The sequence below is a fragment of the Pedococcus dokdonensis genome, from assembly GCF_900104525.1.
In the GTDB taxonomy this organism is placed as follows: domain Bacteria; phylum Actinomycetota; class Actinomycetes; order Actinomycetales; family Dermatophilaceae; genus Pedococcus; species Pedococcus dokdonensis.
On sequence record NZ_LT629711.1, the window covers coordinates 1,748,678 to 1,775,467 of the forward strand.

Annotated in this window: 24 protein-coding genes and 1 tRNA gene; 16 read left to right on the top strand and 9 right to left on the bottom strand. The window is 70.9% G+C overall.

What is annotated here, in order from left to right:
* Positions 1 to 67 precede the first annotated feature (67 nt).
* The 5 genes from BLQ34_RS08370 to BLQ34_RS08390 all read left to right on the top strand — a co-directional run bounded on the left by BLQ34_RS08370 (position 68) and on the right by BLQ34_RS08390 (position 6,530).
* The gene (locus tag BLQ34_RS08370) at positions 68 to 718 is read left to right on the top strand and encodes a hypothetical protein (protein WP_091783977.1); all 651 of its coding nucleotides are present in this window, start codon (positions 68 to 70) and stop codon (positions 716 to 718) included.
* Positions 715 to 2,184, top strand: coding sequence for a CHC2 zinc finger domain-containing protein (locus BLQ34_RS08375; protein WP_091783979.1), 1,470 nt, complete (start codon positions 715 to 717; stop codon positions 2,182 to 2,184). Before BLQ34_RS08370 ends, BLQ34_RS08375 begins: the two co-directional genes overlap by 4 nt.
* 15 nt (positions 2,185 to 2,199) lie before the next feature.
* A complete protein-coding gene (locus BLQ34_RS08380) occupies positions 2,200 to 2,532 on the top strand; it encodes a hypothetical protein (RefSeq protein WP_091783982.1) in 333 nt (110 codons plus the stop codon).
* On the top strand, positions 2,529 to 3,920 hold the full coding sequence (locus BLQ34_RS08385; protein WP_091783985.1) for a hypothetical protein: 1,392 nt from the start codon (positions 2,529 to 2,531) through the stop codon (positions 3,918 to 3,920). Before BLQ34_RS08380 ends, BLQ34_RS08385 begins: the two co-directional genes overlap by 4 nt.
* A gap of 405 nt (positions 3,921 to 4,325) precedes the next feature.
* Positions 4,326 to 6,530 (top strand): MMPL family transporter, encoded by a 2,205-nt coding sequence (locus tag BLQ34_RS08390; protein WP_091783987.1) that lies wholly within the window; start codon positions 4,326 to 4,328, stop codon positions 6,528 to 6,530.
* Here BLQ34_RS08390 and BLQ34_RS08395 read toward each other — a convergent pair.
* Positions 6,523 to 11,646: a GH92 family glycosyl hydrolase gene (locus tag BLQ34_RS08395; RefSeq protein WP_172829374.1), complete on the bottom strand. Its 5,124-nt coding sequence runs from the start codon at positions 11,644 to 11,646 to the stop codon at positions 6,523 to 6,525. The two genes, BLQ34_RS08390 and BLQ34_RS08395, sit on opposite strands and share 8 nt — an antisense overlap.
* 196 nt (positions 11,647 to 11,842) lie before the next feature.
* Between BLQ34_RS08395 and BLQ34_RS08400 the strand changes: the two genes are divergently transcribed.
* The 6 genes from BLQ34_RS08400 (at position 11,843) to BLQ34_RS08425 (ending at position 18,377) form a co-directional block, all read left to right on the top strand.
* Entirely contained in the window at positions 11,843 to 12,910 is a 1,068-nt protein-coding gene (locus BLQ34_RS08400) for a LacI family DNA-binding transcriptional regulator (protein WP_231961506.1), read from the top strand.
* A gap of 32 nt (positions 12,911 to 12,942) precedes the next feature.
* Positions 12,943 to 13,815 (top strand): bile acid:sodium symporter family protein, encoded by an 873-nt coding sequence (locus BLQ34_RS08405; RefSeq protein WP_091783993.1) that lies wholly within the window; start codon positions 12,943 to 12,945, stop codon positions 13,813 to 13,815.
* Between the two features lie 89 nt (positions 13,816 to 13,904).
* On the top strand, positions 13,905 to 16,190 hold the full coding sequence (locus tag BLQ34_RS08410; protein ID WP_157692954.1) for a fibronectin type III domain-containing protein: 2,286 nt from the start codon (positions 13,905 to 13,907) through the stop codon (positions 16,188 to 16,190).
* Between the two features lie 141 nt (positions 16,191 to 16,331).
* Positions 16,332 to 17,015 (top strand): hypothetical protein, encoded by a 684-nt coding sequence (locus tag BLQ34_RS08415; protein ID WP_091784000.1) that lies wholly within the window; start codon positions 16,332 to 16,334, stop codon positions 17,013 to 17,015.
* Positions 17,016 to 17,385: 370 nt separating this feature from the next.
* Positions 17,386 to 17,871 carry a cysteine dioxygenase gene (locus BLQ34_RS08420; RefSeq protein ID WP_091784003.1) on the top strand — a complete coding sequence of 162 codons (486 nt, stop codon included), beginning with the start codon at positions 17,386 to 17,388 and terminating at the stop codon, positions 17,869 to 17,871.
* Positions 17,868 to 18,377, top strand: a complete 510-nt coding sequence (locus tag BLQ34_RS08425) for a rhodanese-like domain-containing protein (RefSeq protein WP_331712537.1) — start codon at positions 17,868 to 17,870, stop codon at positions 18,375 to 18,377. Before BLQ34_RS08420 ends, BLQ34_RS08425 begins: the two co-directional genes overlap by 4 nt.
* A gap of 35 nt (positions 18,378 to 18,412) precedes the next feature.
* Here the strand turns inward: BLQ34_RS08425 and BLQ34_RS08430 are convergent, their stop codons facing one another.
* Positions 18,413 to 18,700, bottom strand: coding sequence for a DUF3618 domain-containing protein (locus tag BLQ34_RS08430; RefSeq protein ID WP_091784006.1), 288 nt, complete (start codon positions 18,698 to 18,700; stop codon positions 18,413 to 18,415).
* Positions 18,701 to 18,779: 79 nt separating this feature from the next.
* Positions 18,780 to 19,250, bottom strand: a complete 471-nt coding sequence (gene bcp, locus BLQ34_RS08435) for a thioredoxin-dependent thiol peroxidase (RefSeq protein WP_091784009.1) — start codon at positions 19,248 to 19,250, stop codon at positions 18,780 to 18,782.
* 196 nt (positions 19,251 to 19,446) lie between these two features.
* Here bcp and BLQ34_RS08440 point away from each other — a divergent pair, with 196 nt between their 5' ends.
* From BLQ34_RS08440 to BLQ34_RS08450, 4 genes are read left to right on the top strand one after another with little or no spacing between them, the layout of a single operon-like run.
* Entirely contained in the window at positions 19,447 to 20,136 is a 690-nt protein-coding gene (locus tag BLQ34_RS08440) for an energy-coupling factor ABC transporter permease (RefSeq protein WP_172829375.1), read from the top strand.
* Entirely contained in the window at positions 20,133 to 20,498 is a 366-nt protein-coding gene (locus tag BLQ34_RS18990) for a PDGLE domain-containing protein (RefSeq protein ID WP_172829376.1), read from the top strand. Before BLQ34_RS08440 ends, BLQ34_RS18990 begins: the two co-directional genes overlap by 4 nt.
* A gap of 26 nt (positions 20,499 to 20,524) precedes the next feature.
* A complete protein-coding gene (gene cbiQ, locus BLQ34_RS08445) occupies positions 20,525 to 21,286 on the top strand; it encodes a cobalt ECF transporter T component CbiQ (RefSeq protein WP_091784012.1) in 762 nt (253 codons plus the stop codon).
* Positions 21,283 to 22,032, top strand: a complete 750-nt coding sequence (locus BLQ34_RS08450) for an energy-coupling factor ABC transporter ATP-binding protein (protein ID WP_091784015.1) — start codon at positions 21,283 to 21,285, stop codon at positions 22,030 to 22,032. Before cbiQ ends, BLQ34_RS08450 begins: the two co-directional genes overlap by 4 nt.
* On the opposite strand, the gene BLQ34_RS08455 is transcribed toward BLQ34_RS08450, so the two are convergent.
* The 6 genes from BLQ34_RS08455 to rph form a co-directional block, all read right to left on the bottom strand.
* The gene (locus tag BLQ34_RS08455; RefSeq protein ID WP_091789610.1) at positions 22,029 to 22,328 is read right to left on the bottom strand and encodes a DUF1905 domain-containing protein; all 300 of its coding nucleotides are present in this window, start codon (positions 22,326 to 22,328) and stop codon (positions 22,029 to 22,031) included. The genes BLQ34_RS08450 and BLQ34_RS08455 overlap by 4 nt on opposite strands.
* Positions 22,329 to 22,345: 17 nt before the next feature.
* Positions 22,346 to 23,695 (bottom strand): CoA transferase, encoded by a 1,350-nt coding sequence (locus tag BLQ34_RS08460; RefSeq protein ID WP_091784017.1) that lies wholly within the window; start codon positions 23,693 to 23,695, stop codon positions 22,346 to 22,348.
* Positions 23,696 to 23,699: 4 nt separating this feature from the next.
* The gene (locus tag BLQ34_RS08465) at positions 23,700 to 24,350 is read right to left on the bottom strand and encodes a DUF1684 domain-containing protein (protein WP_231961507.1); all 651 of its coding nucleotides are present in this window, start codon (positions 24,348 to 24,350) and stop codon (positions 23,700 to 23,702) included.
* A 1-nt stretch (position 24,351) separates the two neighbouring features.
* Positions 24,352 to 24,433 (bottom strand) — tRNA-Leu (locus tag BLQ34_RS08470).
* A gap of 108 nt (positions 24,434 to 24,541) precedes the next feature.
* Complete coding sequence (gene rdgB / locus BLQ34_RS08475; RefSeq protein ID WP_091784020.1) at positions 24,542 to 25,183, bottom strand: RdgB/HAM1 family non-canonical purine NTP pyrophosphatase; 642 nt, start codon at positions 25,181 to 25,183, stop codon at positions 24,542 to 24,544.
* Positions 25,183 to 25,929, bottom strand: a complete 747-nt coding sequence (gene rph, locus BLQ34_RS08480; RefSeq protein ID WP_091784023.1) for a ribonuclease PH — start codon at positions 25,927 to 25,929, stop codon at positions 25,183 to 25,185. Before rph ends, rdgB begins: the two co-directional genes overlap by 1 nt.
* A gap of 57 nt (positions 25,930 to 25,986) precedes the next feature.
* Between rph and BLQ34_RS08485 the strand changes: the two genes are divergently transcribed.
* The gene (locus BLQ34_RS08485) at positions 25,987 to 26,787 is read left to right on the top strand and encodes a deoxyribonuclease IV (protein ID WP_091784026.1); all 801 of its coding nucleotides are present in this window, start codon (positions 25,987 to 25,989) and stop codon (positions 26,785 to 26,787) included.
* Positions 26,788 to 26,790 lie beyond the last annotated feature (3 nt).

Here is a 26,790-nt window from a genome sequence, read left to right on the forward strand (position 1 = left end):
GCATGGTGCCCCCTCGGGCCGGTTGACCTTCTGAAGCGCGGGAAGGGCTCGCGCGGGGAAGGCCGCCATGGTCGCTCAGCCCTCCGAACGGCATACCGATCAGCTGCACGAGAAGCTGGTCGCGTTGTCCCGCAACGCCCAGGTCAACGTCGACCTGGACGACCCCGCGGACTACTGGTACCGGCTCGGACAGCGCAACGCATACGCGCACGCACTCGGGCTCAGCGTCGCCAGAGGTGTTGACCACAAAGCGTTCAAGGTCGCCGACCGGCTCAGCGCCGCCCTCGCAGATGGGGAGCACAACGTCGACTTCCTGCTCGCCGGGGCTCTGGAAGGAGCACCTTCCGCGGCGGCGACTCCGGCGTCGCTCGAGTGGATTGGGCCGCAGGCGTTTTCGGCGCAGTACGGCCACATCCCGGGAGTCGACCGCGACTACGGGATGCGGTGGGGTGAGCGCGGCGACCAGCGCATTTCCTGGCGAGCACCGCTGGACGCCAGCCATGGACTGCTTTACGCCTACGACCCTCTGTGGGCCGAGTACAAGGTCTTGGGGGCGGACGTCCCGCGGCAGGCGGTGGAAGGGGCCTTCACGCAGGCGCTCGACACCGACGTCCATATGGACGTCACCGCCTTCGCCGAAGTGGTCCGCTCCCAAACCGTGGCCCAGCGGCCGCGGCCCATCGAGCCAATCGCGCCGGTGCGGGTGATCGAGCCATGACCACGGCCCGCACGGGACCAGTCGACATCCCGGCGGTCCGTGCCGCCCATCCGATCCACGAGGTCGTCGCCGCTGCCGGCATCAAGTTGAGCTCGCGGGGGCACGGGTTCGTGGGCTGCTGTCCCTTCCACGACGACTCCACCCCGTCACTCTCAGTCGGCGGCGTCAAGGACCGGTTCCACTGCTTCGGCTGCGGCGCCTCAGGAGACGTCATCGACTTCGTCGCCCGTTTGGAGGGTCTCGGCTTCCGCGAAGCCGTGCAACGCCTCAACTCTGTCAACGCCGCCGTTGCTGCTTCCACTTCGGCCACCCGGGCCCCTGCCGGCCCCGATCGATGGCCGATGGTCAGCGCCGAACGCGGCTACGCCATCAACGCCCTAGCGTGGGAGTACTGCTGCACAACGGTTCCACACGCATTCGCCGTCAGCTACCTGCGTCACCACCGCGGCATCGACGTCCGTGATTTGGAAGTCCAAGTTGGCGAACCCTTGGTGGGTCACACCGGGCAGCCCTGGGCGGGCATGTCGCGCCACCTGCTGGGCCGCGGCGTCACCGCGGACGAGCTGCTGGCGATGGACCTGTCTCGGCGCAGCAGGACCGGCCGGCTCACCGACACCTTCCGCGGCAGGCTCGTAGTCCCGGTCCGCTCGCCTTCCGGGCACATCGCCGGGCTGCTGGGCCGCACCACACTGCCCGACGCGCGAACTCCCAAGTACCGCAATCCCACGCGAACCGCGACCTTCGACAAGTCGACCGCCCTCTACTCCCCCAACCCCGCCAGCCATGGAACCACGGCTGTGGTCGTCGAGGGCCCCATTGACGCCCTGGCGGTCGCCGCATCAGCCGCCAGTAGCGACCGGCTCGCCGAGTTCTGGCCATGCACCGCCAACGGGGTCAGCGTGTCCCCTTCGCAGGCGCGGCGCGTCACGACCAGTGGCGCAGCCAAGGTCGTGGTCGCCCTCGACGGTGACACCCCGGGGGCTGAAGGAAGCGAGCGGTGGATCGACGCCGTATGCCGCGGGCAACGGCGGCCGGCGATGCTCACCCGGCTGCCGAACGGCATGGATCCTGCTGACTGGCTCGCCAGGCACGGAGCGACCGGCTTGGCCGCCTTCGACCCCGCGGCCACCCCTGGCGACCCGCGACCAGAACAACCCGGACGTGAGCTCGTGCGCGCCGCCCTGGCTGCCGCAAGCGATCCTCTCCGCGAAACCATCCGCGACCTCATGCCCGTTCTCATGGCATTACCGACCAGGGACGCCCGGGACCTCGCCGCACAGGCCGACGGGGAGATGACCCGTCAAGGGTGGAACCCGAAGGGCATCTTTACCCAGACGTTGGTGCAGGCGGTCGCGGTCGCCGCCGCACAACGCTGCGACGTCGCTGCCCCCCGCAGCCTGCGACTCGACGCACCAGCGGCAGACCGCAGCCTCGGGCTGGGAGCCGACTTCCCGGCGTACCGCTAATCCGCAAGGAGACCCGTGCACCCCCACCAGACACCAGACGACCTCATCGAGCTCGCCGCAGGCCACTTGCGCATGGCAGCCACCGAGGCCGGCCGCCGGAGTGACGGCGACCCGTTCTCGCCCTGGCATGCCTATGCAGGCCAGCTCGACCTAGCCGCCGCCGGCCTGGCCAGTCAGCCCGGGCTCATCCCTCAGGTCGCCGACCGCGCTGACCTCCTCACCCACCTCGAACGGGCCAGTCGTGCCCTTCACCACGTTCCACCCAGCCAAGGGCCGGCCGACGTCGCGCTGTGGTGCTGGCAGCTCAGCGAGCTGGAGCGCGCGGCCAGGGAGATGGCGGCCGGATGAGCACCACCACCGGGCTTGACCTCATCAACCGCGCCGACCAGCTCGCCCGCGAACTGAGCCGATGTGAACTGCCCGTCGACACCCAGCTATGGGAGTCCTTGGACACCACCGCATACCGGCTGATGCGCGAACTCATCGGTCCCGGACGCGACGACGCTGGGGCGTCCACCCGCCGCCGCGCCATCCTGCTCCGAGTGATCCACGCATACCCGACCCCGGTCCGCCCCCCACTGGACGCCGATTTCTCGGTCGCGGAGGCGAGGCGTTTCGTCACGGTCAGCCGCGAAGTCCTGATTAGGCGCATCCGGGAAGGCGAGGTGCCCACGCATGTGGTCGGCGGCCAGCCGCGGATCGACGCGGCCCACCTGGACGCCCGAACCGACATCACCCCCACCGACCCAGCCGACCCGCACCCGCTCGCGCGTTTGTCCACCACGCTGGGGGTCCTCGCGGACATGGTCAACCATGAACGCCGCCACCCCGGCACAGTCGACGGGCTGAGCGACGACGCCGTACGCGATGCGGCCGCTCGCGTCATGTCCTGGTTGGCAGTCGCCGGCCGCTACACGCTCCGGCACGGACCTATCGAGAACGGCGACCGACCCCTGGCAGTGGCCCAGTATGCGGATCGGTCCATCGACGCACTCGGTGGCACAGCGCGGTCGATGGCAGCTCTGGATGCCCTCGCCGCGCGAGTCCCGACACTTGGGTCGGGTTTGAGCGAACAGCTGGACAGCAGGCTTCACCGTTGGGCCTCGGCCGCGCGCGAGGAACTGCAGAGGACCGTCCCGGCCACACAAGTGATGGCCAACATCGCCAGCGTCGGCACGCTCATGTTGGCCAGCACTCACCGATTGCACACCTTGTCGCCCTCGACGCCAGCGGAGGCGCTCGTCACCATGACCAGCGACCTGCGTGGTGCGGCGGATGCCCTCAAGGAAGCAGAGGCCACCTGGAAACGTGTCACGACCCTGCAACCGCAAGGCCGCGCCTTCGGGGCCGCGTCGTTCGAGCTGTTCGACACCCTGCGCAAGGTGCTCGCCGCACCCATTGAAACCGAGAAGCGCCAACGAATCAGCCTCGACGTCGACACTTCGCTCCGCTCGCTCGAGCAAGGCACGCGCGACCTCGCGCGATTCGTCGACCAGAGCCACGACGTAACCCGCGCCTGCCTCAACAGCGAACTCCTGTTCGCGCCCGCTCGAGCACAAGACCGCACCGTCAAGCACCTCGTGTCCCGCACCCGCGGCGACTACCTGCCCCTTGCGCCCGATGCGGCCAACCATCTGATGGAGTCCATCGAACGCGCGGCATCCCTCACCGCTGTGCTCGCAGTTGACACGGTTGCCGTCGCAGCTACTCACGCATCGCTGGCAGTCCGTCGGTAAGCATGAAGCGCACCCGTGGCCCAAAGCCGCCCGCTCGCCCAGGCCCACAACCGAGGCCGAGCGTCCGACAAACCCTCCGGCTTTGGTAGAGAAACACGGCGAACTGATGAGCACCTTGGGAGCCGCCAAACGCGCATCTGCGCAGGTCAGCGGCCATTCATAGGTTCGAACGCGCAACGTCGCGAACTGCCATCGGATAATCAGCGGGTTCGGGGTTCGAGTCCCTGATGGCGCACCACCCACGAGAGGGCCGATCGCATCGCGACGGCCCTCTTGCCGTTTCCCCCTCCGGCCGCGGCGAAGGTGTGCGCCATCGCGTTCTGGGGTATTCCTTCTCCCAGAGACGCAGCGGGTCAGGCCCGTCACGACGGCTCAACACGGTCAACACGGGTCGGAGGCTGGTCGGTGAGGTCGTGGCGCAAGACGGAGGCCGGGTGGCTGTCCCGGTTCCACGCATGGCTGGTCGTCACGTTCCGCTGGTTCGTCGTGCTCGGCTGGGTGGCTGCAGGAGTGGCGGCCGCGCTGCTGCTCCCGGCCCGGACCCCGCAGGCCGACCTGGGTGGCTTTGCCCCTCCGAACAGTCGGGCGATCGCGACCGAGACAGCGTCCGCCAAGGCGTTCGGCTTCCCGATCCTGTCGCGCACGATGATCGTCCAGCGCGACCCTGACGGGCTGCCGCAAGCCACACAGGAGCGCGCCGCCGAGACGGCCGTGGCGGTCGCCAGGCACGAGGCCGGCGACGTCGGTCCGATCGCTGCGGTCGTGCCGGTGGTCAACGCCAAGGGAGTGATTCCCTCGCGGGAGCACGACACCACGGTGCTCACCTACGTCTTCACCAAGCCCGGGACGACCTTCGCCGACGAGGTCGGGGCCGCACACACCTTCGCCCGCGAGCACGTCGACCAGCCGGACGACCACCTCGTCGGGGTGACCGGCACCGTGCCGGCCCAGGTGGCCCAGACCCGGATCCTGTACGACCACCTGCTCCTGCTGGAGGCCCTGACGCTCGTGGCGGTGATCGGCATCGTCGCGCTGAAGTTCCGCTCCGTGATGGCCCCGTTCGTCGCCCTGGTCACTGCTGCGGCTTCCTACTTCCTGGCCGTGCGGGTCACCAACTACGCCAGTGGGTTCGTCGAGGGCGGGGCGCCCGACGAGCTGAAACCGCTGGTGCTGGCGCTGGTGCTGGGCATCGTCACGGACTACGCGATCTTCTACCTGTCCAGCATGCGAAGCGGCCTCGAGAGCGGTCTCGACAAGGTCGCCGCGGCGCGGGCCTGCGCCGCCCAGACCGGCCGCATCGTCCTCGTGGCGGGGATCGCGGTGGCTGCCGGGAGCGCGGCGATGCTGGTGGCGAGGTCGGGGTTCTTCCGTGCCTTCGGACCGGTGCTCGCGCTCTCCGTGCTGTCCGCCGTCGTCGTCTCCCTCACCCTGCTGCCCGCCCTGATGGCCATCGTCGGACGCGGGCTGTTCTGGCCCACCCGGCTGCGGCCGAGGGAGACCCCGGCGGTCGCCCGCGCCGCAGCACGGGTGATGACCGTGCGGGTGGTGGCGCTGGTCCTGGGCGGCGCCTGCATCCTGGGTCTCACCACGCTGGCCACCCACGTGCCCCGCCTGCACCTGTGCGTGTCGTTCGTGGCCTCCCTGCCGGCCGACGACGAGGCGCACACCGCCGCGCAGGCCGCCGCGGCCGGGTTTGCCGCGGGCGTCGTCGCGCCGACGGAGGTGCTCCTCCAGGGTGACGGCGTCGGTGCCGACAAGGACCGGCTCAGCAAGCTCGGGAAGGCCATCGAGGGCCAGCCGGGCGTGGCCGGCGTGCTGAGCCCGAGCGCCTTGCCCGACCAGGTGGGTCAGGGGGCGCTGGTGACCGAGGACGGCCGGGCAGCGCGCTTCCTCGTCGTCCTCGACCAGGACCCGCTGGGTACCACGGCGATCCGCGACCTGGACCACCTCTCGAAGACGATGCCCGCGCTCCTGCAGCAGGCCGGCCTGGGCGGCGTGCGCTACGGACTGGCCGGGGACACCGCCGTCTCCAGCGAGCTCGTGGCGGCGACCAACGCGGACCTGCGCCGGATCGCGATCGCGGTGCTCGCGGTCAACCTCATCCTGCTGATGGTCTTCCTGCGCGCCGTCGTCGCCCCGGTGCTGCTGCTGGCCTGCAGCCTGCTGGCCCTAGCGGCGTCGCTGGGCTGCCTCACGCTGCTCTTCCAGGACCGCCTCGGCCACGAGGGGGTCGCCTTCTACGTGCCCTTCGCCGCCTCGGTGCTCCTGCTGTCCCTCGGCTCCGACTACAACATCTACGGCGTCGGGCACATCTGGACGCGGGCCCGCCACACCTCGTTGCGGCAGGCCATTGCCGAACGCATCCCGGAGACGTCGGGGGCGATCACGGCGGCGGGCATCACATTGGCGGCCAGCTTCGCCATGCTGGCCATCGTGCCGCTGCGACAGTTCCGGGAGCTCGCCTTCGTGATGGGGCTCGGCGTGCTCATCGACGCCCTCGTGGTGCGTGGTGTCCTCGTGCCGTCCCTCTTGTCCCTCCTCGGCGGCTTCAGTGCGTGGCCACGCAGGCTGCGCACCGAAGCCACCGAGGACGAGACGTCCGTCAGCTGACCTTGACGGTCACCGCCACCAGGGTGTCATTGCGGCTGTCGCCCACCGAGACCTTCACGGCATACGTGCCGGGCAGTGCCCATCGGTGCGACCCGCTCAGGGTCGCCGTGCCGTCGGCCTTCATCGTCACCGTCGCGTCCTGCGTGACGGTGCCGTCGCCCCAGGCGACGCGGGCGGTGTAGCCGCCCTCGGCCGGCACGCCGCCGCTCGCGGTCCCCAGCGCCACCGTCGAGGCGGTGCCGGACTTCGCGGTGGACCCGGTGGCAGCCGTCGCCTTGACCGGTGTGCCGTTGTCCGCGACCGCGAAGACGTGGATCCGTCCGTTGGCGTGCGGGTCACCGGTCTGCGTCGGCAGCGTCACCGACTCGACCACCTTGCCTGCCGGGATCGTGAGCGGGGCGGTCGCGTACAGCTTGAGCTGGCAGCCGTCCGTGCCCGTGCCGTTGAGCCGCGTGGTCATCTGGACGGCGACGACGTTGCCGAACTGCGGTGAGCCACACCAGTCGCCGTACTGGATCGGGTATGGCGTGCTCGACCCGTCCGTGAAGTGCACCGTGCCGACGGTGTCCTGGTTCTTCTGGGTCGCCGTGCCGATGAGGCTCAGCTTCGTGGCCCCCGGCGCGAGGGTGACGGGCAAGGTCTGCCCGGCACCGGTCGCGTTGTCCGGCTCGCCCGCCGGCACCGCCGGCATCGAGAACGTCAGGTCCGTCCCCGGGACGGTGAGCAGCCGGCCGGGAGTCGCCCCGGCGGCATACAACGCCGGTCGGGAGATGCCCGCCTGGTCGCCGTCGCAGGGCACCAGCTCGCCCGGCTCACCGATGCAGGTGAGGTCGAACCCGCTGGCGTACTCCGGCACGACGGCCTGGTGCACGACGGCCTCACCCACGGCGCTGGCCTTCTGCTTGCGACCGGTCACGGTGACGACCGGCTCGTAGGGGCCCGGCTTCGCGTAGGTGTGGGACGCGCGCACCGAGTAGGACCCGAGGTCACCGGCTCGGATGGTGCCGGCCGACGAGGTGCCGTCACCCCACGCGACCGTGGCGCTGTAGTCGGCCGCCGTGGCGTTCTTCTCGCCGGAGAAGGTCGCGACCGTGCCCGACAGCGGCATTCCCTCGACGCCCTCGAGGCCGTCACCGGCCGTCACGCGCAGGCCGGCGTTCTCCGCCTTGCTGCCGTCGGTGAGGAACTCCACCTCCGAGAGGCGCGGGGTGCCGGCGCTGGCGGTGACGACGACCCGGTAGGTCGTGTAGGTCCCCGGCGTGGCGATCTTGAACGGCCGGGTCTGGGTGGCCCAGCGGAACTCCTGGGCGGTGCGCTGGTCGAGCACCGTCCAGCCCCGCCCGTTCTTCGAGCCCTCGAGCCGCCAGGCCGACGGGGCACCGCCGCTGGAGCCGTTGGTCAGCGTGTAGAACGTCGCCCGCTGACCCGCACCCGAGAGGGTGAACGTCACCGTCGGCGTGGCCGTGTCGAACGCCGCCGAGGTCGTCGAGCTGTTGTCGAACAGCGCCTTGGGCGTGGTGGTGCCGGTGGCCGCCGCCGTGCCGCGGCCGGGTCCGGTGGCGTCCCGCAGCGGGAGCGGCTTGTCCTTGCCCCTGGTGAGCGACGGGGGCGTCGCGTCGGGCTGCGTGCCGAACTTCGACGGGGCCGAGCCCATCGTGAAGTCGATCGTCGAGGCGCCCGCGATGAGCGAGTTCGAGATCGACACGTTCGGGTGGTCCTTGCCGTTCACGCGCAGCTTCTGCACGTAGATGTTCGACTCCGAGTTGCCGGGGGCGTTGACCACGAGGTCGCCGCCAGGACGGTGCACCGTCGCCCTGGTGAACTTCGGCGAGCCGACGGCCCACTGGTCCGAGCCCACCTGGAGCGGGTAGATGCCGAGCGAGGACAGGATGTACCACGACGACATCTCGCCGTTGTCCTCGTCACCCGGGTAGCCCTGGCCGATCTCGTCGCCGACGTAGAGGCGACGCATGATCTCGCGCACCTTCTCGGCCGTCTTCCACTGCTGGCCGGTCCAGTCGTACATGTACGGGATGTGGTGCGAGACCTGGTTGCTCATGCCGAGCTGGCCCATCCGCACGTCACGCGCCTCGATCATCTCGTGGATGGTGCCCCCGTACGAGCCCGGCTTGGTCGCCGTCTCCGGGGTGGCGAAGAAGGTGTCGAGCTTCTTCGCGAAGGCGGCCTTGCCACCGAGGAGGTTGGCCAGTCCGTTGCCGTCCTGCGGCACGTGGAACGCGAAGTTCCAGCCGTCGGTCTCGGTGTAGTCACCACCCCAGACCTCCGGGTCGAACGACGCGGCGAAGTCGCCGTCCTCACCACGGCCCTGGAAGAAGCCCGTGTCCGGGTTCAACAGGTTGACGTATGCCGTGGCGCGCTTGAGGAAGTACTCGGACTCCTCGGTCAGCTGGGCCTTGCGCGCGGCCGGGACGCTGGGGTCCTTGGCGAGCGCGGCGGCCTGGTTGCCGATGCCGAAGTCGTTGACCAGTCCCTCGAGGCCCCACGAGACGCTCTCGCCGGTGCTGGTGGGGGTGTAGCCGAGGAACAGCGACTTCGCCAGGCCCTTGCGACCGACCCCCGAGGAGGTCGGGAGCACCGTCGCGTTGCGCAGGGCCGCGTCATACGTCCCGAGCGGGTCCGGCAGCTTGACGCCCTTGACGTAGGCGTCGGCGAACGCGACGTCGGAGCTCGTGCCGGTCATCAGGTCGGCGTAGCCGGGCGAGGACCACCGGGCGACCCACCCGCCGTCCCGGTACTGCTGGACGAACCCGTCGACCAGCTCGGCGGCGACGTCCGGGTAGAGCAGCGTGTAGGCCGGCCACACGGTGCGGTAGGTGTCCCAGAAACCGTTGTTGACGTAGATCTTCCCGGGCGTGACGACCGCGTTGGTGGTCGTGGCCGTGACCGAGCCCGACTTGGCGCGGACCGGGCTGGCGTACTTCCAGACCGGGGCTGCCGCCGTGCCGGTGTTCTCGGACTGGCTGTTGGGGTAGAGGTTGAGCCGGTAGAGGTTGGAGTAGAGCGTGCGCGCGTCGGAGTCGGACGCTCCCTCGACCTGCACGACGCCGAGGCGCTTGTCCCACGCCGCCTTCGCGCTGCCCTGCAGGTCGCCGAAGCTACGGCCCTGGAGCTCGAGGGCGAGATTCTGCTTCGCCTGGTCGAGCGAGATGAACGAGGTCGCGAGGCGGAGCTCGACGGTGTGCGTCGCCGACGTGTCGAATGTGACGTAGCGGGTGCCCGTGTGGCTGCCGGGGGCGGTGCCGGTCGCGGACGCGGGGCGGTCGAACGCGCCGTAGACGAACATCCGGCTCCGACCGGCGGACAGCCCGCTGCCGTTGTCCACCCAGCCGGTCATCGTGCCCGTCGCGGGGTCGACCGTGAAGCTGCCGTTGTCGTCGACGGTGTCGACGACGAGGCTGCCGCTGGCAGCGCTGTCGGGGAAGCTGAACCGGTAGGCGCCACCGTGGTCGGCGGGAGCCGTCTCGGCGGTGATCCCGCCGTCGAGCGAGACCCGGTAGTAGTCCGGTCGCGCGATCTCGTCCTGGTGGTCGAAGGCCAGACCGCGGTCGTCCGCGTTGCCGGTCGGCACACCGGTGGCGACCGACGGCATGATCGACAGCTGGTTGCGGTCACCCATCCAGGGCGACGGCTCGTGCGAGATCCCCAGGCCCTGGAGGACGGGACGGTTCGCCGCGTTGTTCTCCGCCTGGTACGAGTACTGCCACGACTGCGAGTTCGCGTCGGTCTGCGGGGTGAAGAACGTGAACCCGTTGGGCAGGGCGCTGATCGGCAGGTTGTTGCCGCGGGAGAACGAGCTCGACGCATTGGTGCCGCGACGCACGTCGACGAGGTTCGTCGGGCTGGTGCGGTCGGCCTTCGCGGGCGCGGGGTCGATGGTGACGTCGTCGACCCACCCACCGAACTTGGTCCCGGTCTTCGCTCCCCCGGTGTTGTCGTAGCCCAGGAGGATCGCGTCGACGGTCTTGCCGCGCGCCTGCGGCCCGAGGTCGACGACCACCGAGTTCCACTGCGCGGCGTACAGGATCTTGCCCTGCCCCTGACCGCGCGGCGAGAACTCGGTGTGGTGGCGGTCGGTGGCCCTGAGGTCCGACAGGTAGGTGCCGTCGGTGAACTTCAGGTCGATCGCCGCATAGGTCGACGGGTAGGTGAGGTCGCCCTTGACCATGTCGGGGATGATCTTGTAGCTCAGCCGCGAGCTGTCGCCCACCGGGACGTCGACGTCGAAGAGACGGTTCCACGCGTAGCCCCGGCCGTCTGCGGTGTGGCGACCCGCGTAGTGCAGGGCCTGTGTGCCGGTCCACCCGACGAGCGACTTGATGTTGAAGCCGGAGCGGGGCCCGGCGCCCACCTCGGTGAGCATCGGCGACGCGACCGGCGGGTTCGCCACCGGGTCCTCGTTGAGGCCCCAGTCGGAGAGCTGGACGATGCCGCCGTCGTGGTTCGCGGTGACGTCGAGCCGGTAGTAGGGGTAGCTGCCGGGCGTGGCCACGGTGAAGCTCTTGGTCTGGAAGCGTTCGGTGAAGTCGAGCCCGGTCTGCCGGTCGAGGTCGGTCCAGGTGGTGCCGTCCGCCGAGCCCTGGAGCGTGACGTCCTTCGGGTCGCGCTCGGGCGAGTCGTTGGCCGAGGTCAGCGACCAGGTCACGGCCTGCTTGGCGGAGGACAGCTGGTAGCGCACCCAGCCGGTCGACTCGAAGGCGAGCCACTTGGTGTCGGGGTTGTCGTCCGTGAGGTTGGCGGCCACCTCCCCGGGCGCGTTCTCGGCGCTGGCCGTGATGCCCACGACGGCACCGAGCAGGCTGCCGTCGGTGCCCTGGTTGCCGGTGATGTTCTTCTGCAGCGGGCCGTCTGCCCCGGCCTCGACGGTCGAGGCGGTGGGCTGCGGGTCACCTGCCTCGAACGAGCTGGCGAAGGCGCCACCCTGCACGGCGGCGGGCGACGCCTGGGCGCGGGCCTCGGCCCTCGAGCTGGCGCTGGGGGTGGGCGTCGGCGCCGCGGCTGCGCCGCTCGCCGTTCCCCAGCCGAGGGCGGCGGCGATGACGCCGACCACCACCGTCCTGGCCAGTGCCGTCCCGGGCAGGGCGTCTGTCGCGCGCATGAGTCCTCCGAGCCACGTCGTTGTGTCGCACCACCACGCGCCGTGGGGGTGGTTTGCATCCTTTTGCGGTCGCCCGCATTGGGCAATGGTCTGGCCGCCCCTTGTCCGGTTCGGACAGACAAAGTGGACATCCCCAGAGGGCACGTCCGTGAGCGTGGTGTTGCCGCAACGCTTCTCGTCTGGTCTGATCGGGCCCGTGACGACGTTGTCTGGCCACCGGACAGCCGCCGGGCCGACGATGGCCGACGTGGCGGCTGAGGCGCACGTGTCCGTCAAGACCGTGTCACGTGTCGTGAACCGCGAGCCCGGCGTCCGGCCCGACACCGAAGCCCGCGTGCGGGCCGTCATCGAGCGCATCGGGTTCAGCCGCAACGGCGGGGGCCACGCTCTGCTGACCCGCACCCAGACCATCGGCCTCGTGATCGAGGACCTCGCCAACCCCTTCTACTCACAGTTGGGAGCCGCGGTCGAGCGCGAGGCCCGGATCCGCCGCTACCAGCTCATCACCGCCTCGGCCGAGGGGTCGCCGACGAGGCAACGCGGCATCCTCAAGGGCCTGGTGGCCCGCCGAGTCGACGGGATCGTCATCGTGCCCGCCGACGACGTCCCCGCGACCGACCCGGCCCTGGTGGCCACCGGGACCCCGGTCGTCTACGTCGACCGGCCGGTGCGCGGCGAGGCGGCCGACATCATCGTCAGCGACAACGCCGGCGGGGTACGCAGCGCCGTGGAGCACCTGGTCGCGCACGGTCACCGTCGGATCGGGTTCCTCGGCGACCTCCCCGACTACTGGACGGCCCGGCGTCGTCGCGAGGCGTTCGTCGACATCCTCGCCTCGCTCGACCTGCCCGGGGAGCCACGGGTGGCGATGGGACCGCACACCGACGACTCGCTCGCGACCGTGCTGGCCGGCTGGTGCCGCGGCCGCGACCCGGTCACCGCCGTGATCACGGGAAACAACCGCGTCACCCTCACGGTCCTGCACGCCCTGCGTCGGGCGGACCTGCGGCTGGCACTGGTCGGCTACGACGACTTCGAGTTCGCCGACCTGGTCGACCCGCCGGTCACCGTGGTGCACCAGGACCCGGGGGCGTTGGGGCAGAAGGCCGCCCAGCAGCTCTTCGGTCGCCTGCTCGGTGACGAGTCGCCCCCGCACACGGTGGTGATGCCCACGCGCCTCATCGTGCGGTCCTCCGGTCGGGTGCCGGCGACCGCGCCGGCGGGCGCACCACCCGCGGGGCCCCGGTCACCTCGACGCACCTAGTCGGCAGGGGGCCCGACCCCTACAGTCCGGTCATGGACTCTGCGCTGACCACGGTGGGACTGCCCATCGCCCTGGCCATCATCATGTTCGGGCTCGGGCTCTCGCTCACGCCCGACGACTTCCGCAGGGTCGGCCGACACCCTCGTGCCGTGGCAGTGGCCCTCGCCTGTCAGCTGCTCCTGCTCCCGGCCGTCTGCTTCGGCCTGGTCAAGCTGTTCGACCTCCCGCCGCTGCTGGCCATCGGCATGATGCTCCTGGCCGCCTCACCGGGCGGCACGAGCGCGAACCTGTTCAGCCACCTGTTCCGGGGTGACGTCGCGCTCAACGTCACCCTGACCGCGGTCAACTCGATCATCGCGATCGTCAGCCTCCCGGTCATCACGAACCTCGCGATCGCCCACTACGACCAGTCCGAGACGGTCAGCCTCCAGTTCGGCAAGGTCGTCGAGGTCTTCGCGATCGTCCTCGTCCCGGTGGCGATCGGGATGGTCGTGCGAGCGACGGCGCCAGGCTTCGCGGCCCGCGCCGACAAGAGCGTGCGGATCGGGTCGGCGGTCATCCTGGCCGTCCTCGTCGTCGGGATCCTGCTCGACCGGCGCGAGGACGTCGGCGAGTACCTGGCCGACGTCGGCCTGGTCGCCGCCCTCTTCTGCGCGGTCAGCCTCGTGGCGGGCTACGTCGCCCCCAAGGCGCTGGGCATCGTCGAGGGACAGGCGATCGCCTCCTCGATGGAGATCGGCGTGCACAACGCGACCCTGGCGATCTTCGTGGCCGTCGAGGTCCTCGAGGCCACCGAGATCTCGATCCCGGCCGCGGTCTACTCGCTCTTCATGTTCGTCTTCGCGGCAGCCTGGGGCTCGGCCATCAGCCGCCGGGTCGGCGCGAGGGCGACCACAGCAGCCTGACCCGGGCCGGATCGCCGAAGCGCCCCGATCAGCGCCGGGGAGGCCGTACACTCAGCGCGCCGCACGACCACTTCCCGGGGGGATCCACCGTGAGTTTTCTGCCACCTCGACGCCGGCTCCTGAGCGCTGCCACCACCTTCGCCGTCCTCATGGGCGTGCTCGCGGTCTCGGCACCCTCGGCCCAGGCCGCTGATACCCAGGCGCCCGTGCTGACCGGCTTCTCGGTCGCGCCCCGCGCGGTCACACCTGACCAGGAGGTGACGGTCAGCTACACGGCCACTGAGGACAGCGGGTCGCTGTCGGCGGTCTCGTTCGCGTTCGGTCGAAATACGTTGAGTCCGGTGTATGCCGCCCTGGCCGAGGGCTCCCTGCCCACGTCGGGCACCGTGACGCTCCGCCTCCCCGATGGTGCTGCCAACGCAACGTACAACCTGCTCCACGTGACCTTGACCGACGCGACCGGAAACACCTCCAGGGCCTACCCCAGCGGCGTGATCGGCTACTCCGCAGGAGCCACCGGTCCCGCCACCCACTCCCTCACCTTCGCGGACGGTGGCCTCACCCTCTCGGGGTCGGTTGCCGACAGTGCCTCCCCCCTGCTCACCGCGGCATCCCTCGAGGACCCGACCCTGACGGTCGGCGATCTCCTGACGATCCATTACGCGTCCACCGACGCCCACCTGCTGCGCTCCGTGGACGTCACCTACCGCAACAAGGTCGCCGTCTTCACGACCACCGTGCACGTCCTGAGGACCCCCAACTCGGACCTTCCGACCACGGGCGACCTGACCACCCCGGTCCCCGCGACCTGGGCCAACGGCGACTACGCCGTGACCAGGGTCGACGTCGTCGACCAGTTCAACAACAAGGCGGTCTTCCTGCCCGACGGCACGATGTCGAGCGAGCGCGGTGCTGGGACCCACTCGGTCGACCTGAGGGCCCTGGGCTTCACCGTGTCAGGGTCGCCGGCGGACTTCGAGCCCCCGGTGCTGACCAGCCTCGGACTCCCGACGCCGATCGTCGGCATCGGCGGCACCGTGTCCCTTCCCTACACCGCGAGCGACGCCTCCGGCCTACGCTCCATCGAGGCCTACTTCAGGGACGGCTTCGGCAACTCGTTCACCGTGACAGGAGCCAACCCGTCGCTGTCCGGGACGCTCAGCGGCAGCGTGACGCCCACACCCAACAAGGCGATCGGCTCCTACGAGCTCAGCTCCCTGAAGCTCGTCGACACCCGTAACCGGGCGGCGACGTACTACGGCGGTGGCCTGCTGGACCTGCCGGGAGGTTCGACCACCCACCCGTTCGACTTCTCGACCCGTGAGGTCAAGGTGGCGACCGTTCCGACCGCCACCCCGTGGGCCGCAGTCATGGCCGGTCCGGCCTCGGCCACCGTCCAGTGGGACAACGCCGACGACCGTGGTGCGCCCTTCACTGGGTGGACGGTCACGGCCAGCCCGGGTGGCAAGGTCGTGACCGTCGGTGGGTCGGCGCGTTCGGCGAAGCTGACCGGCCTGACCAACAAGACCCGCTACACCTTCACGGTCCGGGCGAAGAACGCCGTCGGCACAGGACCGGGTAAGGCGGCATACGGCACACCGCGCGCCTTCGGGCTCCGCATCCTGTCGCCGGGAGACTTCGGCGACGACAGCAAGAGCGACATCCTGGCCGTCAACCACGACGGCAAGCTGATCTACTACCGGGGCAACGGGCGAGGCGGCTTCGCCTCCACCGGCAAGGTCATCGGTGCAGGGTGGCAGGTCAACCGCCTGGTCTTCCCGCGACAGGGTCCCCAAGAGGACGGTCTGCTGCCCGACGTCTGGGCGGTCGCTTATGACGGGGCGCTGCGGCACTACGGGTCGAGCCGCACCGGCACCTTGTCGTCGTGGGAGCCCCGCGGCTCCGGGTGGGACAAGTTCGCCAAGGTCTTCACGGCCGGCGACTTCGGCCACGACGGCTATCCCGACGTCATGGGCATCACCGACAACGGCGACCTCTACTACTACGCCCACCGCTGGCAGAACGGGTCCTTCTACCCGGGTCAGAAGATCGGGGCCGGGTGGCAGAACTTCACCCAGGTGGCCGGCTGGGGCGACCAGACCGGTGACGGCCGCAACGACCTCGTGGCGATCAAGTCCGACGGGACCCTGTGGCTCTACGCGGGCAACGGCAAGGGTGGTTTCGCCGCGGCCGGGAAGCGGGTCGGCAGCGGCTGGGGCGCCGTCCGGGCGGCATTCGTCACCGACTTCGACGGCGGCGGTCCCGACCTGCTGACGGTCGACGCCAAGGGCAACCTGCGGCTCTACCACGGCAACAACCGGGCCGGGCTCAGCTACCGCGGCGTGATCGGCAAGGGCTGGAACATCTTCCTCTGACCGTCGGCGTGGTGAGTCACCCGCTCCGCTGGGCCCCGTCCCAGCCTCCGACGGGCTGACGAGCGGGCGCCGCACGGAGCACACTGGCCGGACACGTCGTCGGCAGACGGCCAGAGTGATCGTGTCGCCAGGAGGTCGAGCATGACCGCGTCGCCATCGGAAGCACCCCCGCCACCGCCCGACGTCCCGGCGGGGGTCCGCGCGCAGATCCTGGCCACCGAGCACTGGAGCCTGCTGGCGACCCGCAGCATGACCTGGTCGGAGGTGATGAGCCGGATCACGATCCACCTCACCGTGGCGTCGGCGTCCCTCGTCGTGTTGGCCCTGTTCGCGCAGGCCTCCGGCTTCGGTGGTGCGTTCCGGGTGATGGCGATCGGTCTCGCCGCCGCGGTGCTCGTCATGGGCACGCTGACGCAGATCCGCGTCGTGAACGCCAGCATCGACGACGCCTCGACCATCCTCGGCATGAACCGGCTCCGCGCCGCGTACCTCGACCTCGACCCGGGCCTGGCCCCTTATCTCGTCACCTCGCCGCACGACGACCAGCAGGGGCTGATGCAGACCTACCTGATGGGCTGGCCCCGCTCCACGCTGAGCCACGTCGCCGGGAGCACCAGCATCTTCATGACCGTCATCAACGCGATCGTGGCCGGCACCCTGGGGGCGCTGGTCGCCGATGCGGCCGGAGGCGGGGCCGCCGTGGTGGTCGTTCTCGGGACCGTCTGCGGGGTCGGCTACGTGGTCGCCCAGCTCGTCATCGGCCAGCGGTCGTTCGCCACGCCCCGGCAGGACTCGCGCTTCCCCACGCCCTCGACCGGCGACTGAGCCACACCGACCCGCCCCGTCCCGGTCCGCGAGACACCATGGCGACCTCGTGGACGACTCCCCGCGCCTTGTGCTCCACTAGTGGCATGTCTTCGACCACCGCGGTGACCGCCACGCACATGGGTTCCATGTGCTGCGGCGTCATGCGGTGTTGCTGCTGCGCCTGATCCCAGCCCCGCACCAGCCCGGCGCTCCATCTGAGCGAGCGCCCACCGACCCGGAGACGAAGCCATGAGCACCACCCTCGCCAGCCACGCGGCATACCACCGCATCCACCTCGACCTGCACCTGACCCAAGGCTCCGTGTGTCGCCGAATGTGTTGCACCACAGCACATCCCGACATCCAGACCACTGAACAGGAGCAGTTCCATGACCGCCATCACCACCGCCGGCACCCCCGGCGTCAACCGCTTCACCCGTAGCCAGCTGCTGCGCACCGCGCGGCTGTTCGCCACCGACCCCGACCTCGAGGACCTGGTCGACGGCACTGCGACCGAGCGCACCTGGCGTCGCCTCGATGCGACCGACCACCTCGAGATCTGGGTGATCAGCTGGCCGGTCGGCGCCAGCACCGGCTGGCACGACCACCTGCAGTCCGAGGGCGCCTTCCTGACCGTCAAGGGCGAGCTCGCCGAGCAGACCTGGTCCGGCGGCACCGTGCACGACCGCCACCTCTGGGAGGGCGAGGGCCGCAGCTTCGGTCCGCACCACGTCCACCACGTCGCCAACCTCGGTGACCGGCCGGCCCTGTCGGTCCACGTCTACTCCCCCGCGCTGCGCGGGATGACCCGCTACGCACTCCTGGACGGCAAGCTGGCCCAGACCGGGATCGAGCGGGCCGGAGAGCAGTGGTGACCGCCACTGCCGCCCCCAGGAGTGGCGCGACCACGGTCCACTGGGAGACCAGGCTGTTCAGCACCCCGACCGCGCCGCCGGTCCCGACCGGGGTGGGACGCGGCTGGGACGCACCCACCTACACAGGCGTCGACGACCTGCTCGGCGACGCCCGCAGCCGGCTGAGCCGGGTCAGCGCGCGGGCCGCCTACCAGGAGGTCCTGCACGGGCGGGCCATCCTCGTCGACATCCGCCCGGCTGCCCAGCGCGCGGCCGAGGGCGAGGTCGCAGGACACCTCGGGCCCCTGGTGGTGGAGCGCAACGTGCTGGAGTGGCGGTTCGACCCGCGCCACGAGGCCCGGCTGACCGTCGCGTCGTTCGACGCGCGCGTGCTGGTGCTCTGCCAGGAGGGCTACACCTCGTCGCTGGCTGCGGATGCGTTGCTACGCCTGGGTGTCCACCGCGCCACCGATGTCGCGGGCGGGTTCCGCGCGTGGCGCGAGGCGGGCCTCCCGGTCGCCGCCTGAGCGCAGGTATGCCGCGTGGCCCAGCGCCGCACGAGTCAGCGCCGGCGGCGGATCGCCCCGATCCCGATCAGGGCCACGGCCGCCGCCGCGAGCGCCGCGATCCGCTCGGTGCGCAGGTCGCCCGACTCGGTGCGGGTCGCCTCGGTGAACTTCGCCCGGGCCGACTCCACCTGACGCCGGGCGATCTCCTGCGGGGCGGTGCGGGTGTGCAGCTCGTCGACGGTGCCCGCCAGCCGGTCGCGGGCCGCGGCGATGTCGGCCTCGATCTGCGCGACGGACCGGCTGTCCCCGGACGAGACCTTGCCGTTCTGGGTGTCACTCATGCGGCGCTCCTCGGTGGGTCGGGGTCGGGGTGGCGGGTCGGGTTTGGTCGGGTTGGGGCGGGTCGGCCTCGGGCCGGCCTCAGGCGAGGCCGAGGTCGCGACGCAGCTTGGCGACGTGGCCGGTGGCCTTGACGTTGTACCAGGCGTGCGAGACCTTGCCGTCCTCGTCGACGACCACGGTGCTGCGCAGGACGCCCTCGACGGTCTTGCCGTAGAGCTTCTTCTCGCCGAAGGCGCCGTAGGAGTCCATCACGGCCCGGTCGGCGTCGGAGAGCAGCTGGATGGTGATGCCGTCCTTCTCGCGGAACTTCGCGAGCTTCTCGGGCTTGTCGGGCGAGATGCCGAGCACCTCGTATCCCTCACGGTGCAGCGTGTTGATGTTGTCGCTGAAGTCGCAGGCTTGGGTTGTGCAACCCGGGGTCATCGCCGCCGGGTAGAAGTAGACGATCACCTTCTTGCCGCGCAGGTCGGAGAGCGAGACCTCGCCACCCTTGTCGTCGGGCAGCGTGAAGTCGGGGGCGGTGTCACCTGCGGTCAGTCGGTCGGCCACTGCTGTGCGCTCCTCGTCGTTCGGATAGTGTTATTGCGAGTCAGTTGCAATAGCGTGGCTGTCACCAGCCGTCACCAACTTATCCCAGCCCGACCGGCGTCACCTCAGGACTCCATCCAGAGGACCGCCAGCCCCGAATGACCAGGGCGCAGGGCGTCCGCACCACCATCGCAGCACCTCTCGACAGGAGCGACCCGTGCACGTGCCCGACGGATTCCTCGACGCACCGACGTCGATCGGCACCGCCGTCGTCGCCGCGGGCGGCGTGGCCCTCGCCCTGCGCGGTGCGCGGCGCGAGCTCGACGACCGCACGGCGCCGCTCGCCGGGCTGGTCGCGCTGTTCGTCTTCAGCACCCAGATGCTCAACTTCCCGATCGGGGCCGGCACGTCCGGCCACCTGCTCGGCGGCGCGCTCGCAGCCGTGCTCGTCGGCCCCTGCACGGCCACCCTGTCGATCACCGTGGTGCTCCTGGTGCAGGCGACCCTGATGGCCGACGGCGGCATCACCGCGCTGGGCACCAACATCACGCTCATGGGGCTGGTCGGCGTGTGGACCGGGTGGCTGGTCTTCGTGGGCCTGCGCCGCGCACTGCCCTCGCGTCCCGCGATGGTCGTGCCCGCAGCGGCCCTCGCCGCGCTCGTCTCGGTGCCGACAGCCGCCTTCGCGTTCTCGCTGCTCTTCGCAGTCGGTGGCACGGTCGACGTGCCGTTCTCGACCGTCGCGGCCGCCATGGTCGGGGTGCACAGCCTGATCGGGATCGGCGAGGCCGTGATCACCGGCCTGGCCGTCGCCAGCATCGTCGCCGTGCGACCCGACCTCGTGCACGGCGCCCGTCCGAGCCTCGAGAACCGCACCCTCACCATCCGCGAAGGAGCGTCCGCATGAGCACCCCTCGTCCGCGCGTCACGACCCGCCGCCTGATGGTGGTCGGCATTCTGGTGTGTGCCGTCCTCGCCGGGGTCGTGTCGTTCTACGCCTCGAGCCACCCCGACGGCCTCGAGTTCGTGGCCGGCGAGAAGGGCTTCCTGGGGTCGGCCGGTCCGCACGCCAGCGACGGTTCGCCGTTCGCCGGCTACGCGACGCGGGGCGTCGACGACGCCCGGTTCTCCGGTGGCATCGCCGGCCTGGTCGGCGGCGCGGTCGTGTTCGTCATCGCCGGCGGGCTGTTCCTCGCCATCCGCCGCCGCGACCGCAGCGACATCAGCAGCGACACCGGCAGTGGTGGCGCCAGCGACAGCGACGCCTGACGTGCCCACGGGCGACGGCCACTGACATGGGCGCCGGACACGGTCACCACCTCCACTTCCACGGGCACTCCCCTGTCCACCGCCTCCCGGCGCACGCGAAGCTGCTCGCCCTCCTCGCCTTCGTCCTCGTGGTCGTGCTCACGCCGCGCACCGCGTTCGCCGCGTATGCCGTCTACCTCCTGCTCGTCGTCGTCGCCCAGCGTGCGTCGCGGGTCCCCCTCGGCTACTTCGTGAAGCGGATGGTGGTGGAGCTGCCGTTCGTGGTCTTCGCGTTGCTGATGCCGTTCGTCGCGACCGGGCCCCGGGTCGAGGTCGGCCCGCTCCACCTGTCGGAGCACGGGCTCCTCGGCGCCTGGGCGCTGCTGGCCAAGGGAACCCTCGGGGTGATGGCGTCCCTGGTCCTCGCGACGACCACCGAGCCGCGGCACGTCGTCGCCGGTCTGGAACAGCTCCGGCTGCCCGGTCAGCTGGTGCAGATCATGGGCTTCATGGTGCGCTACCTCGAAGTCGTCACCGGTGAGCTGGCGCGCATGAAGGTGGCTCGCGAGTCACGGGGGTTCCAGCCCAGGAACGTCCGCGCCTGGCCGGCACTCGCGTCGACTGCCGGCGCGCTGTTCATCCGGTCCTACGAGCGGGGCGAGCGAGTGCACCTGGCGATGCTGTCCCGCGGCTACACGGGGTCGTTGCCGGTGACCCACCCGCGGACGGCCACGGCCGAGCAGTGGCGGCTGGCCGGCATACTCCCCGTGGCGGCGCTCGCGACGCTGGTCGTGGCGGTGGCCCGGTGAGCACCCCCGTCCTCGACGTCCGCGGTCTGGCCTACGCCTACCCAGACGGCCACCAGGCGTTGTTCGGCGTGAACCTCCATGTGCACCAAGGAGAACGCGTCGCCCTCCTCGGCCCCAACGGCGCCGGCAAGACCACGCTGGTCCTCCACCTCAACGGCATCCTCACCGCAGGCGCGGGGTCGGTGGCGGTGTCGGGTCTGCCGGTGACCGACGCCAACCTGATGGAGGTGCGCCGTCGGGTGGGGGTGGTGTTCCAGGACCCCGACGACCAGCTGTTCATGCCCTCGGTGCGCGCCGACGTGGAGTTCGGTCCGGCGAACCTCGGCCTGCGCGGGGCCGAGCTGGAGGCACGGGTGGTCACCGCGCTCGACCGGGTCGGGATGCTCGACTTCATCGACCGCCCACCGCACCACCTGTCGTTCGGCCAGCGGCGTCGGGTCGCCGTGGCCACCGTGCTCGCGATGGAGCCCGAGATCCTGGTCCTCGACGAGCCGTCCTCCAACCTCGACCCCGCCTCGCGGCGCGAGCTGGCCGACATCATCCGGTCGCTCGATGTGACCGTCCTGATGGTCACGCACGACCTGCCCTACGCCTACGAGCTCTGCCCCCGCTCGGTGGTGCTGTCCGACGGCGTGGTGGTCGCCGACGGGACCACCCGCGACGTGCTGACCGACGACGCGCTGATGTCGGCGCACCGGCTGGAGCTGCCGTTCGGCTTCGACCCGCGGAGCATCCCGGCTCCCTAGTGCCCGTCGCCGATCTCGAGGGTGAGCCGCAGCTCGACCGGGTCGCCCTCGACGATGCCCTCGGCCCTGCGGACGGCGTCCTTGAGGGGCAGGAGGTAGCCCCCGTCACGAGGGAACAGCGATGTCGTGAACCTCGTGTCCCCGACCTGCCCGACGACAGGGATGACCCCCCAGCCGTAGGTGAGCAGGGACTTGTGGTCGTCCACGACGCCGGCCTCGTTCTCGGGCAGGGCGACGAAGTAGTACGGCGCCGGTCCGCGCCACTCGATGACGGTCCCACTGAACTCCAGGTCCACGCCCGTCACCCTAGGCGTCAGGTCGGCTGGTTGTCCCAGGTCGGCTCGTCGGCGCCGTGCCGCCGCCCCACCCAGGCGAACTCGCGCGGGGAGTCGTCGAGCGTGAGCGCCGGACGAGCCTGCACGACGTGCCCGTAGGCCGTGTCGCCACCGACCGTCCACGGGGCCACGTCGTCCACCGCGTCCACCGGGCCGTCGAGGGCATCGGTCTGCAGCAGCCAGTGCGCGGTGCGGGCCAGGTGGGCCTCGACCCGCCACGTGCCACCCTCCTGGGACCGGCGACGAAGGGCCGTGAGCACCCCTGCCGCGAGCAGGTAGCCGGTCGCGTGGTCGAGCGCCTGCGCGGGCAGGGCCCCCGGCACCGTCCCGTCCCGGGACTCGAGCAGGGCGATGCCCGTCGCCGCCTGCACGATGCTGTCGAAACCGCGACGACCACCCCACGGACCGCTCGGCGTCCACGCCGACAGGCTCGCGTGGATGACGTGCGGGTGTTGCGCTGCAACGCTTTCGGCGTCCAGGTGATAGGCGGCGAGCGCGCCCGGGCGATAGCCGGTCACCAGCACGTCGGCGTGGTCGAGGAGCTGGTGCAGCCTCGTCCGCGCGTGCTCGTCCTGCAGGTCCACCAGGGTCGAGCGCTTGCCGGAGTCGGTGTCGAGGTGGATCGCGTCGAGCTCGGGAAGGTGTGGGCTGTCGACTCGCAGGACGTCGCAGCCGAGCAGCGCGAGCGTGCGCGTCGCCACCGGGCCGGCCAGCACCCTGGTCAGGTCGAGGACCTTGGGACGTCCCGGGACGGCGGGTCTGACGGGGTCGGCCTCGTCACCCACCCGGGCCACCGCGAGCAGTGGGTGCTGGCGCACGGCCGCGGCCTGCTCCGACGCCATCCACTCGGAGTGGTCACGCACCCGCACGGCGATCCCGTGGTCGGCGGTGACGACGTCCTCGAGCTCCTGGGCCGACCGCTGCCGGACCGCCGCCGCCGCGTCGTCGCGGGTCGCCCCCTCCCGAAGTCCCAGCGCGCGCAGCAGGCGCACGTGGTGGTGCGGGTAGTTGGCGTGGGTGCGGACCCAACCGTCTGCCGCCTCGAAGAACCCCGACAGTGGGGCGAATCCCGGCACCTGCGCACCGTCGACGGTCTGCACCTGGTCGTTCCGGAAGGAGACGGCCACCTGACGCGGGTCGACCCGCACCCGCCGGCCGCCCCACAGTGCAGCTCCAGCGAGCCCGGCCGCGGCGACCGAACCACAGGCCAGCGTGTTGACGGGGAGGGCGGAGGGAAGCGCAGCTCCGGCCCCGAGGTCGAGGACCCGCTCCGCATACGCCTCCTCGACGTCGAGCGTCGGCAGCAGCTCACGCAGCAGGTGGTTCATGGGTCTAGTAGCCCTCGGGCAGCAGCTCGCCGACCGGGGTGCTCGCCTCGATCCGGTTGGCGGCCGGGGCCAGTGGACAGACCCAGCGGTAGTCGTAGACGCAGGACGGGTTGTAGGCGAAGTTGAGGTCGACCACCCAACGCCCCTCGTCGTCCCGTCCCAGGTCGGTGCCCTTGACCGTGTCGAGCAGGTAGCGGCCGGCGCCGTAGGTCTCCGTGCCGGCCGACCCGTCGCGGACCGGGAGGAAGATGCCGCCGCCGTAGGAGTTCAGCCACCACACGTCGAGCGTCCCGAGCCCGTCGAGGCTCACCCGACCGGCGGGGGTGAACGGCACGATCCCGTCGGTCGCCGACCGGAACTCCCACCGCTCCTGCGGTCGATCGTCGTCCTCGCCGACCGTCGCCACCTCCACCACGAACCGGAAGGCCGGGTCGTATGCCGCGTGGCGCAGCCGCTGCCCCTCCACCCGCGGGGAGGCGGAGTGCGTGTCGAACAGTGCGGTGCGTCCGTCGACCCACAGCCCGTGGGCGGTGCCGGGATCGGGCTCGGCCCGCACCGCGGCATACAGGGCATGCACCTCGCGGCGCCATGACGCCACCTCGAGTGCGCCCGGGTACTGCAGCTCGTCCTGGTCCTGGAGGTCGTCGTCGCTCACGTGCGCAAGGCGGGACTTGAACCCGCACACCCGAAGGCACAGGAACCTAAATCCTGCGCGTCTGCCAATTCCGCCACTTGCGCCTGACCGCCAACTCTAATCCCGACCCACCGAGGACACGACGCGCCGGTCATTCCCCGGTGTCGGGCCGAGATCCACGGCGTGGCGTGTCCTCGGTCGACGAGGGCGCGTCAGCCGAGGAGCTCGCGCAGGTGCGGGACCATCGCGCGGAAGGCCTTGCCACGGTGCGAAATCGCGTTCTTCTCCTCGGGGCTGAGCTCGGCCGCGTGCCGGGAGTCGCCTTCGACGACGAGCACCGGGTCGTAGCCGAAACCGTTGCTGCCCTTGGGCTCACGCGCGAGAGAGCCCTCCATCCGGCCCTCGGTCGAGCGGACCGTGCCGTCGGGCAGGGCCAGCACCGCCGCGCAGACGAACGCCGCGGCGCGGTGCTCGTCCTTGACGTCCGAGACCTGGGCGAGGAGCAGGTCGAGGTTGGCCTGGTCGTCGCCGTGCCGGCCGGCCCAGCGCGCGGAGAAGATGCCCGGCGCACCCCCCAGCACCTCGACCGCGAGGCCGGAGTCATCGGCCAGCGACGGCAGGCCAGTGTGCTCGGCGAGCGCCACCGCCTTGAGGCGGGCGTTGCCCTCGAAGGTGACCTCGTCCTCAACGACGTCGGGTGCGCCCGCGAACTCCGTCGCCCCGACGATCTCGAGCCCGAGCTCCGCGCAGACGTCGGCGAGGATGGCCCGCAGCTCACCCACCTTGTGGTCGTTGCGGGTGGCCAGGACGACGCGGGTCACAGGCTGCGCGGCCGGCACCGGCTGCGCTGGCATCAGAGCACCCGCTCGCGCGGGGTGGCCGCCAGCGCCTCCTGCTGGAGCCGGGTGAGCTCGGCGCAGCCGACGGTCGCCTTGTCGAGCAGCCGGTCGAGCATCTCGCGGTCGAAGGCGCCGTCCTCGGCGGTGCCCTGGACCTCGACGAACCGGCCGTCGCCGGTCATGACGACGTTCATGTCGGTCTCGGCGGTGGAGTCCTCGGGGTAGTCGAGGTCGATCACGGCCTCACCCTTGACGATGCCGACCGAGACGGCGGCGATCGAGCCGGTGAGCGGTTGCGCGTCCTGGGCGATCAGCCCCTTGGCCCGGGCGTCCTCGATCGCGTCGACGAGCGCGACGTAGGCGCCGGTGATCGACGCGGTGCGGGTGCCGCCGTCGGCCTGCAGCACGTCGCAGTCGAGCACGATGGTGTTCTCGCCCAAGGCCTTGGTGTCGATGATGGCGCGCAGGCTGCGCCCGATCAGCCGGCTGATCTCGTGGGTGCGGCCACCGACCTTGCCCTTGCGGGACTCGCGGTCGGAGCGGGTGTTGGTCGAGCGCGGCAGCATCTCGTACTCCGAGGTCACCCAGCCGGTGCCCTTGCCCTTGAGCCAGCGCGGCACGCCCTCGGTGAACGACGCCGCCACCAGCACCCGGGTGCGCCCGAACTCGACGAGGACGCTGCCCTCGGCGTGGTCGAGCCAGTTGCGCGTGATGCGCACCTCGCGGGTCTGGTCGGGAGTGCGTCCGTCGTGGCGAGTCATGCGGGCAAGGCTAACGGGGGCCTGCCGGGCGTCGGTGGCCCGGCCTAGGGTGGAGCCATGGCTGACACCCCGCGCCTCGGAGCCCACGTCGACTCGACCGACCCGGTCGCCGCAGCCCAGGAGCGCGGTGCCGGGCTGAGCCAGTTCTTCCTCGGCAACCCGCAGGGCTACAAGGGGCCCGAGTTCGCCTACGAGGGTGGACCGGAGGCCCTGCGGGCCGCCGCCGAGTCCGCCGACGTCGACCTCTACGTCCACGCCCCCTACCTCATCAACGTCGCGTCCACGAACAACCGGATCCGCATCCCGAGCCGCAAGCTGCTCCAGCAGTTCATCGACGCCGGCGCCGCGATCGGTGCCAAGGGGCTGATCGTGCACGGCGGCCACGTGGAGCAGGCCGCCGACGTCGACAAGGGGATCGACAACTGGCGCAAGGCGATCGAGGCGACCGACCTCAAGATCCCCCTGCTCCTGGAAAACACCGCGGGTGGCGACAACGCGATGGCGCGCACGCTCGAGCGGATCGCCCGGGTGTGGGACGCGATCGGCAGCGCCGAGGGCTCCGACCACGTCGGGTTCTGCCTCGACACCTGCCACGCCCACGCCGGTGGCATCCCGCTGGCCACCGCGGCCGACGACATCCGGGCGATCACGGGCCGGATCGACCTGGTGCACTGCAACGACTCGCGCGACGAGTTCGACTCCGGCGCCGACCGGCACACCAACCTCGGTGAGGGACTGATCGACCCCGACGAGCTGGCCGGTGCGGTGCGGGCGGCCGGCGCACCCGTCGTCATCGAGACCCGGGGCGGCCTCGAGGGTCAGGTGGCCGACCTCGACTGGCTGCGGGCGCGCCTCTGAGGG

Bases quoted from the DNA above. Each gene is read 5' to 3' on its own strand.
- BLQ34_RS08375 (WP_091783979.1), top strand. From the start codon at position 715: ATGACCACGGCCCGCACGGGACCAGTCGACATCCCGGCGGTCCGTGCC.
- BLQ34_RS08405 (WP_091783993.1), top strand. From the start codon at position 12,943: ATGGACTCTGCGCTGACCACGGTGGGACTGCCCATCGCCCTGGCCATC.
- BLQ34_RS18990 (WP_172829376.1), top strand. From the start codon at position 20,133: ATGAGCACCCCTCGTCCGCGCGTCACGACCCGCCGCCTGATGGTGGTC.
- rdgB (WP_091784020.1), bottom strand. From the start codon at position 25,183: ATGCCAGCGCAGCCGGTGCCGGCCGCGCAGCCTGTGACCCGCGTCGTC.
- BLQ34_RS08370 (WP_091783977.1), top strand. From the start codon at position 68: ATGGTCGCTCAGCCCTCCGAACGGCATACCGATCAGCTGCACGAGAAG.
- rph (WP_091784023.1), bottom strand. From the start codon at position 25,929: ATGACTCGCCACGACGGACGCACTCCCGACCAGACCCGCGAGGTGCGC.
- BLQ34_RS08385 (WP_091783985.1), top strand. From the start codon at position 2,529: ATGAGCACCACCACCGGGCTTGACCTCATCAACCGCGCCGACCAGCTC.
- BLQ34_RS08430 (WP_091784006.1), bottom strand. From the start codon at position 18,700: ATGAGTGACACCCAGAACGGCAAGGTCTCGTCCGGGGACAGCCGGTCC.
- BLQ34_RS08485 (WP_091784026.1), top strand. From the start codon at position 25,987: ATGGCTGACACCCCGCGCCTCGGAGCCCACGTCGACTCGACCGACCCG.
- BLQ34_RS08460 (WP_091784017.1), bottom strand. From the start codon at position 23,695: ATGAACCACCTGCTGCGTGAGCTGCTGCCGACGCTCGACGTCGAGGAG.
- BLQ34_RS08415 (WP_091784000.1), top strand. From the start codon at position 16,332: ATGACCGCGTCGCCATCGGAAGCACCCCCGCCACCGCCCGACGTCCCG.
- cbiQ (WP_091784012.1), top strand. From the start codon at position 20,525: ATGGGCGCCGGACACGGTCACCACCTCCACTTCCACGGGCACTCCCCT.
- BLQ34_RS08395 (WP_172829374.1), bottom strand. From the start codon at position 11,646: ATGCGCGCGACAGACGCCCTGCCCGGGACGGCACTGGCCAGGACGGTG.
- BLQ34_RS08420 (WP_091784003.1), top strand. From the start codon at position 17,386: ATGACCGCCATCACCACCGCCGGCACCCCCGGCGTCAACCGCTTCACC.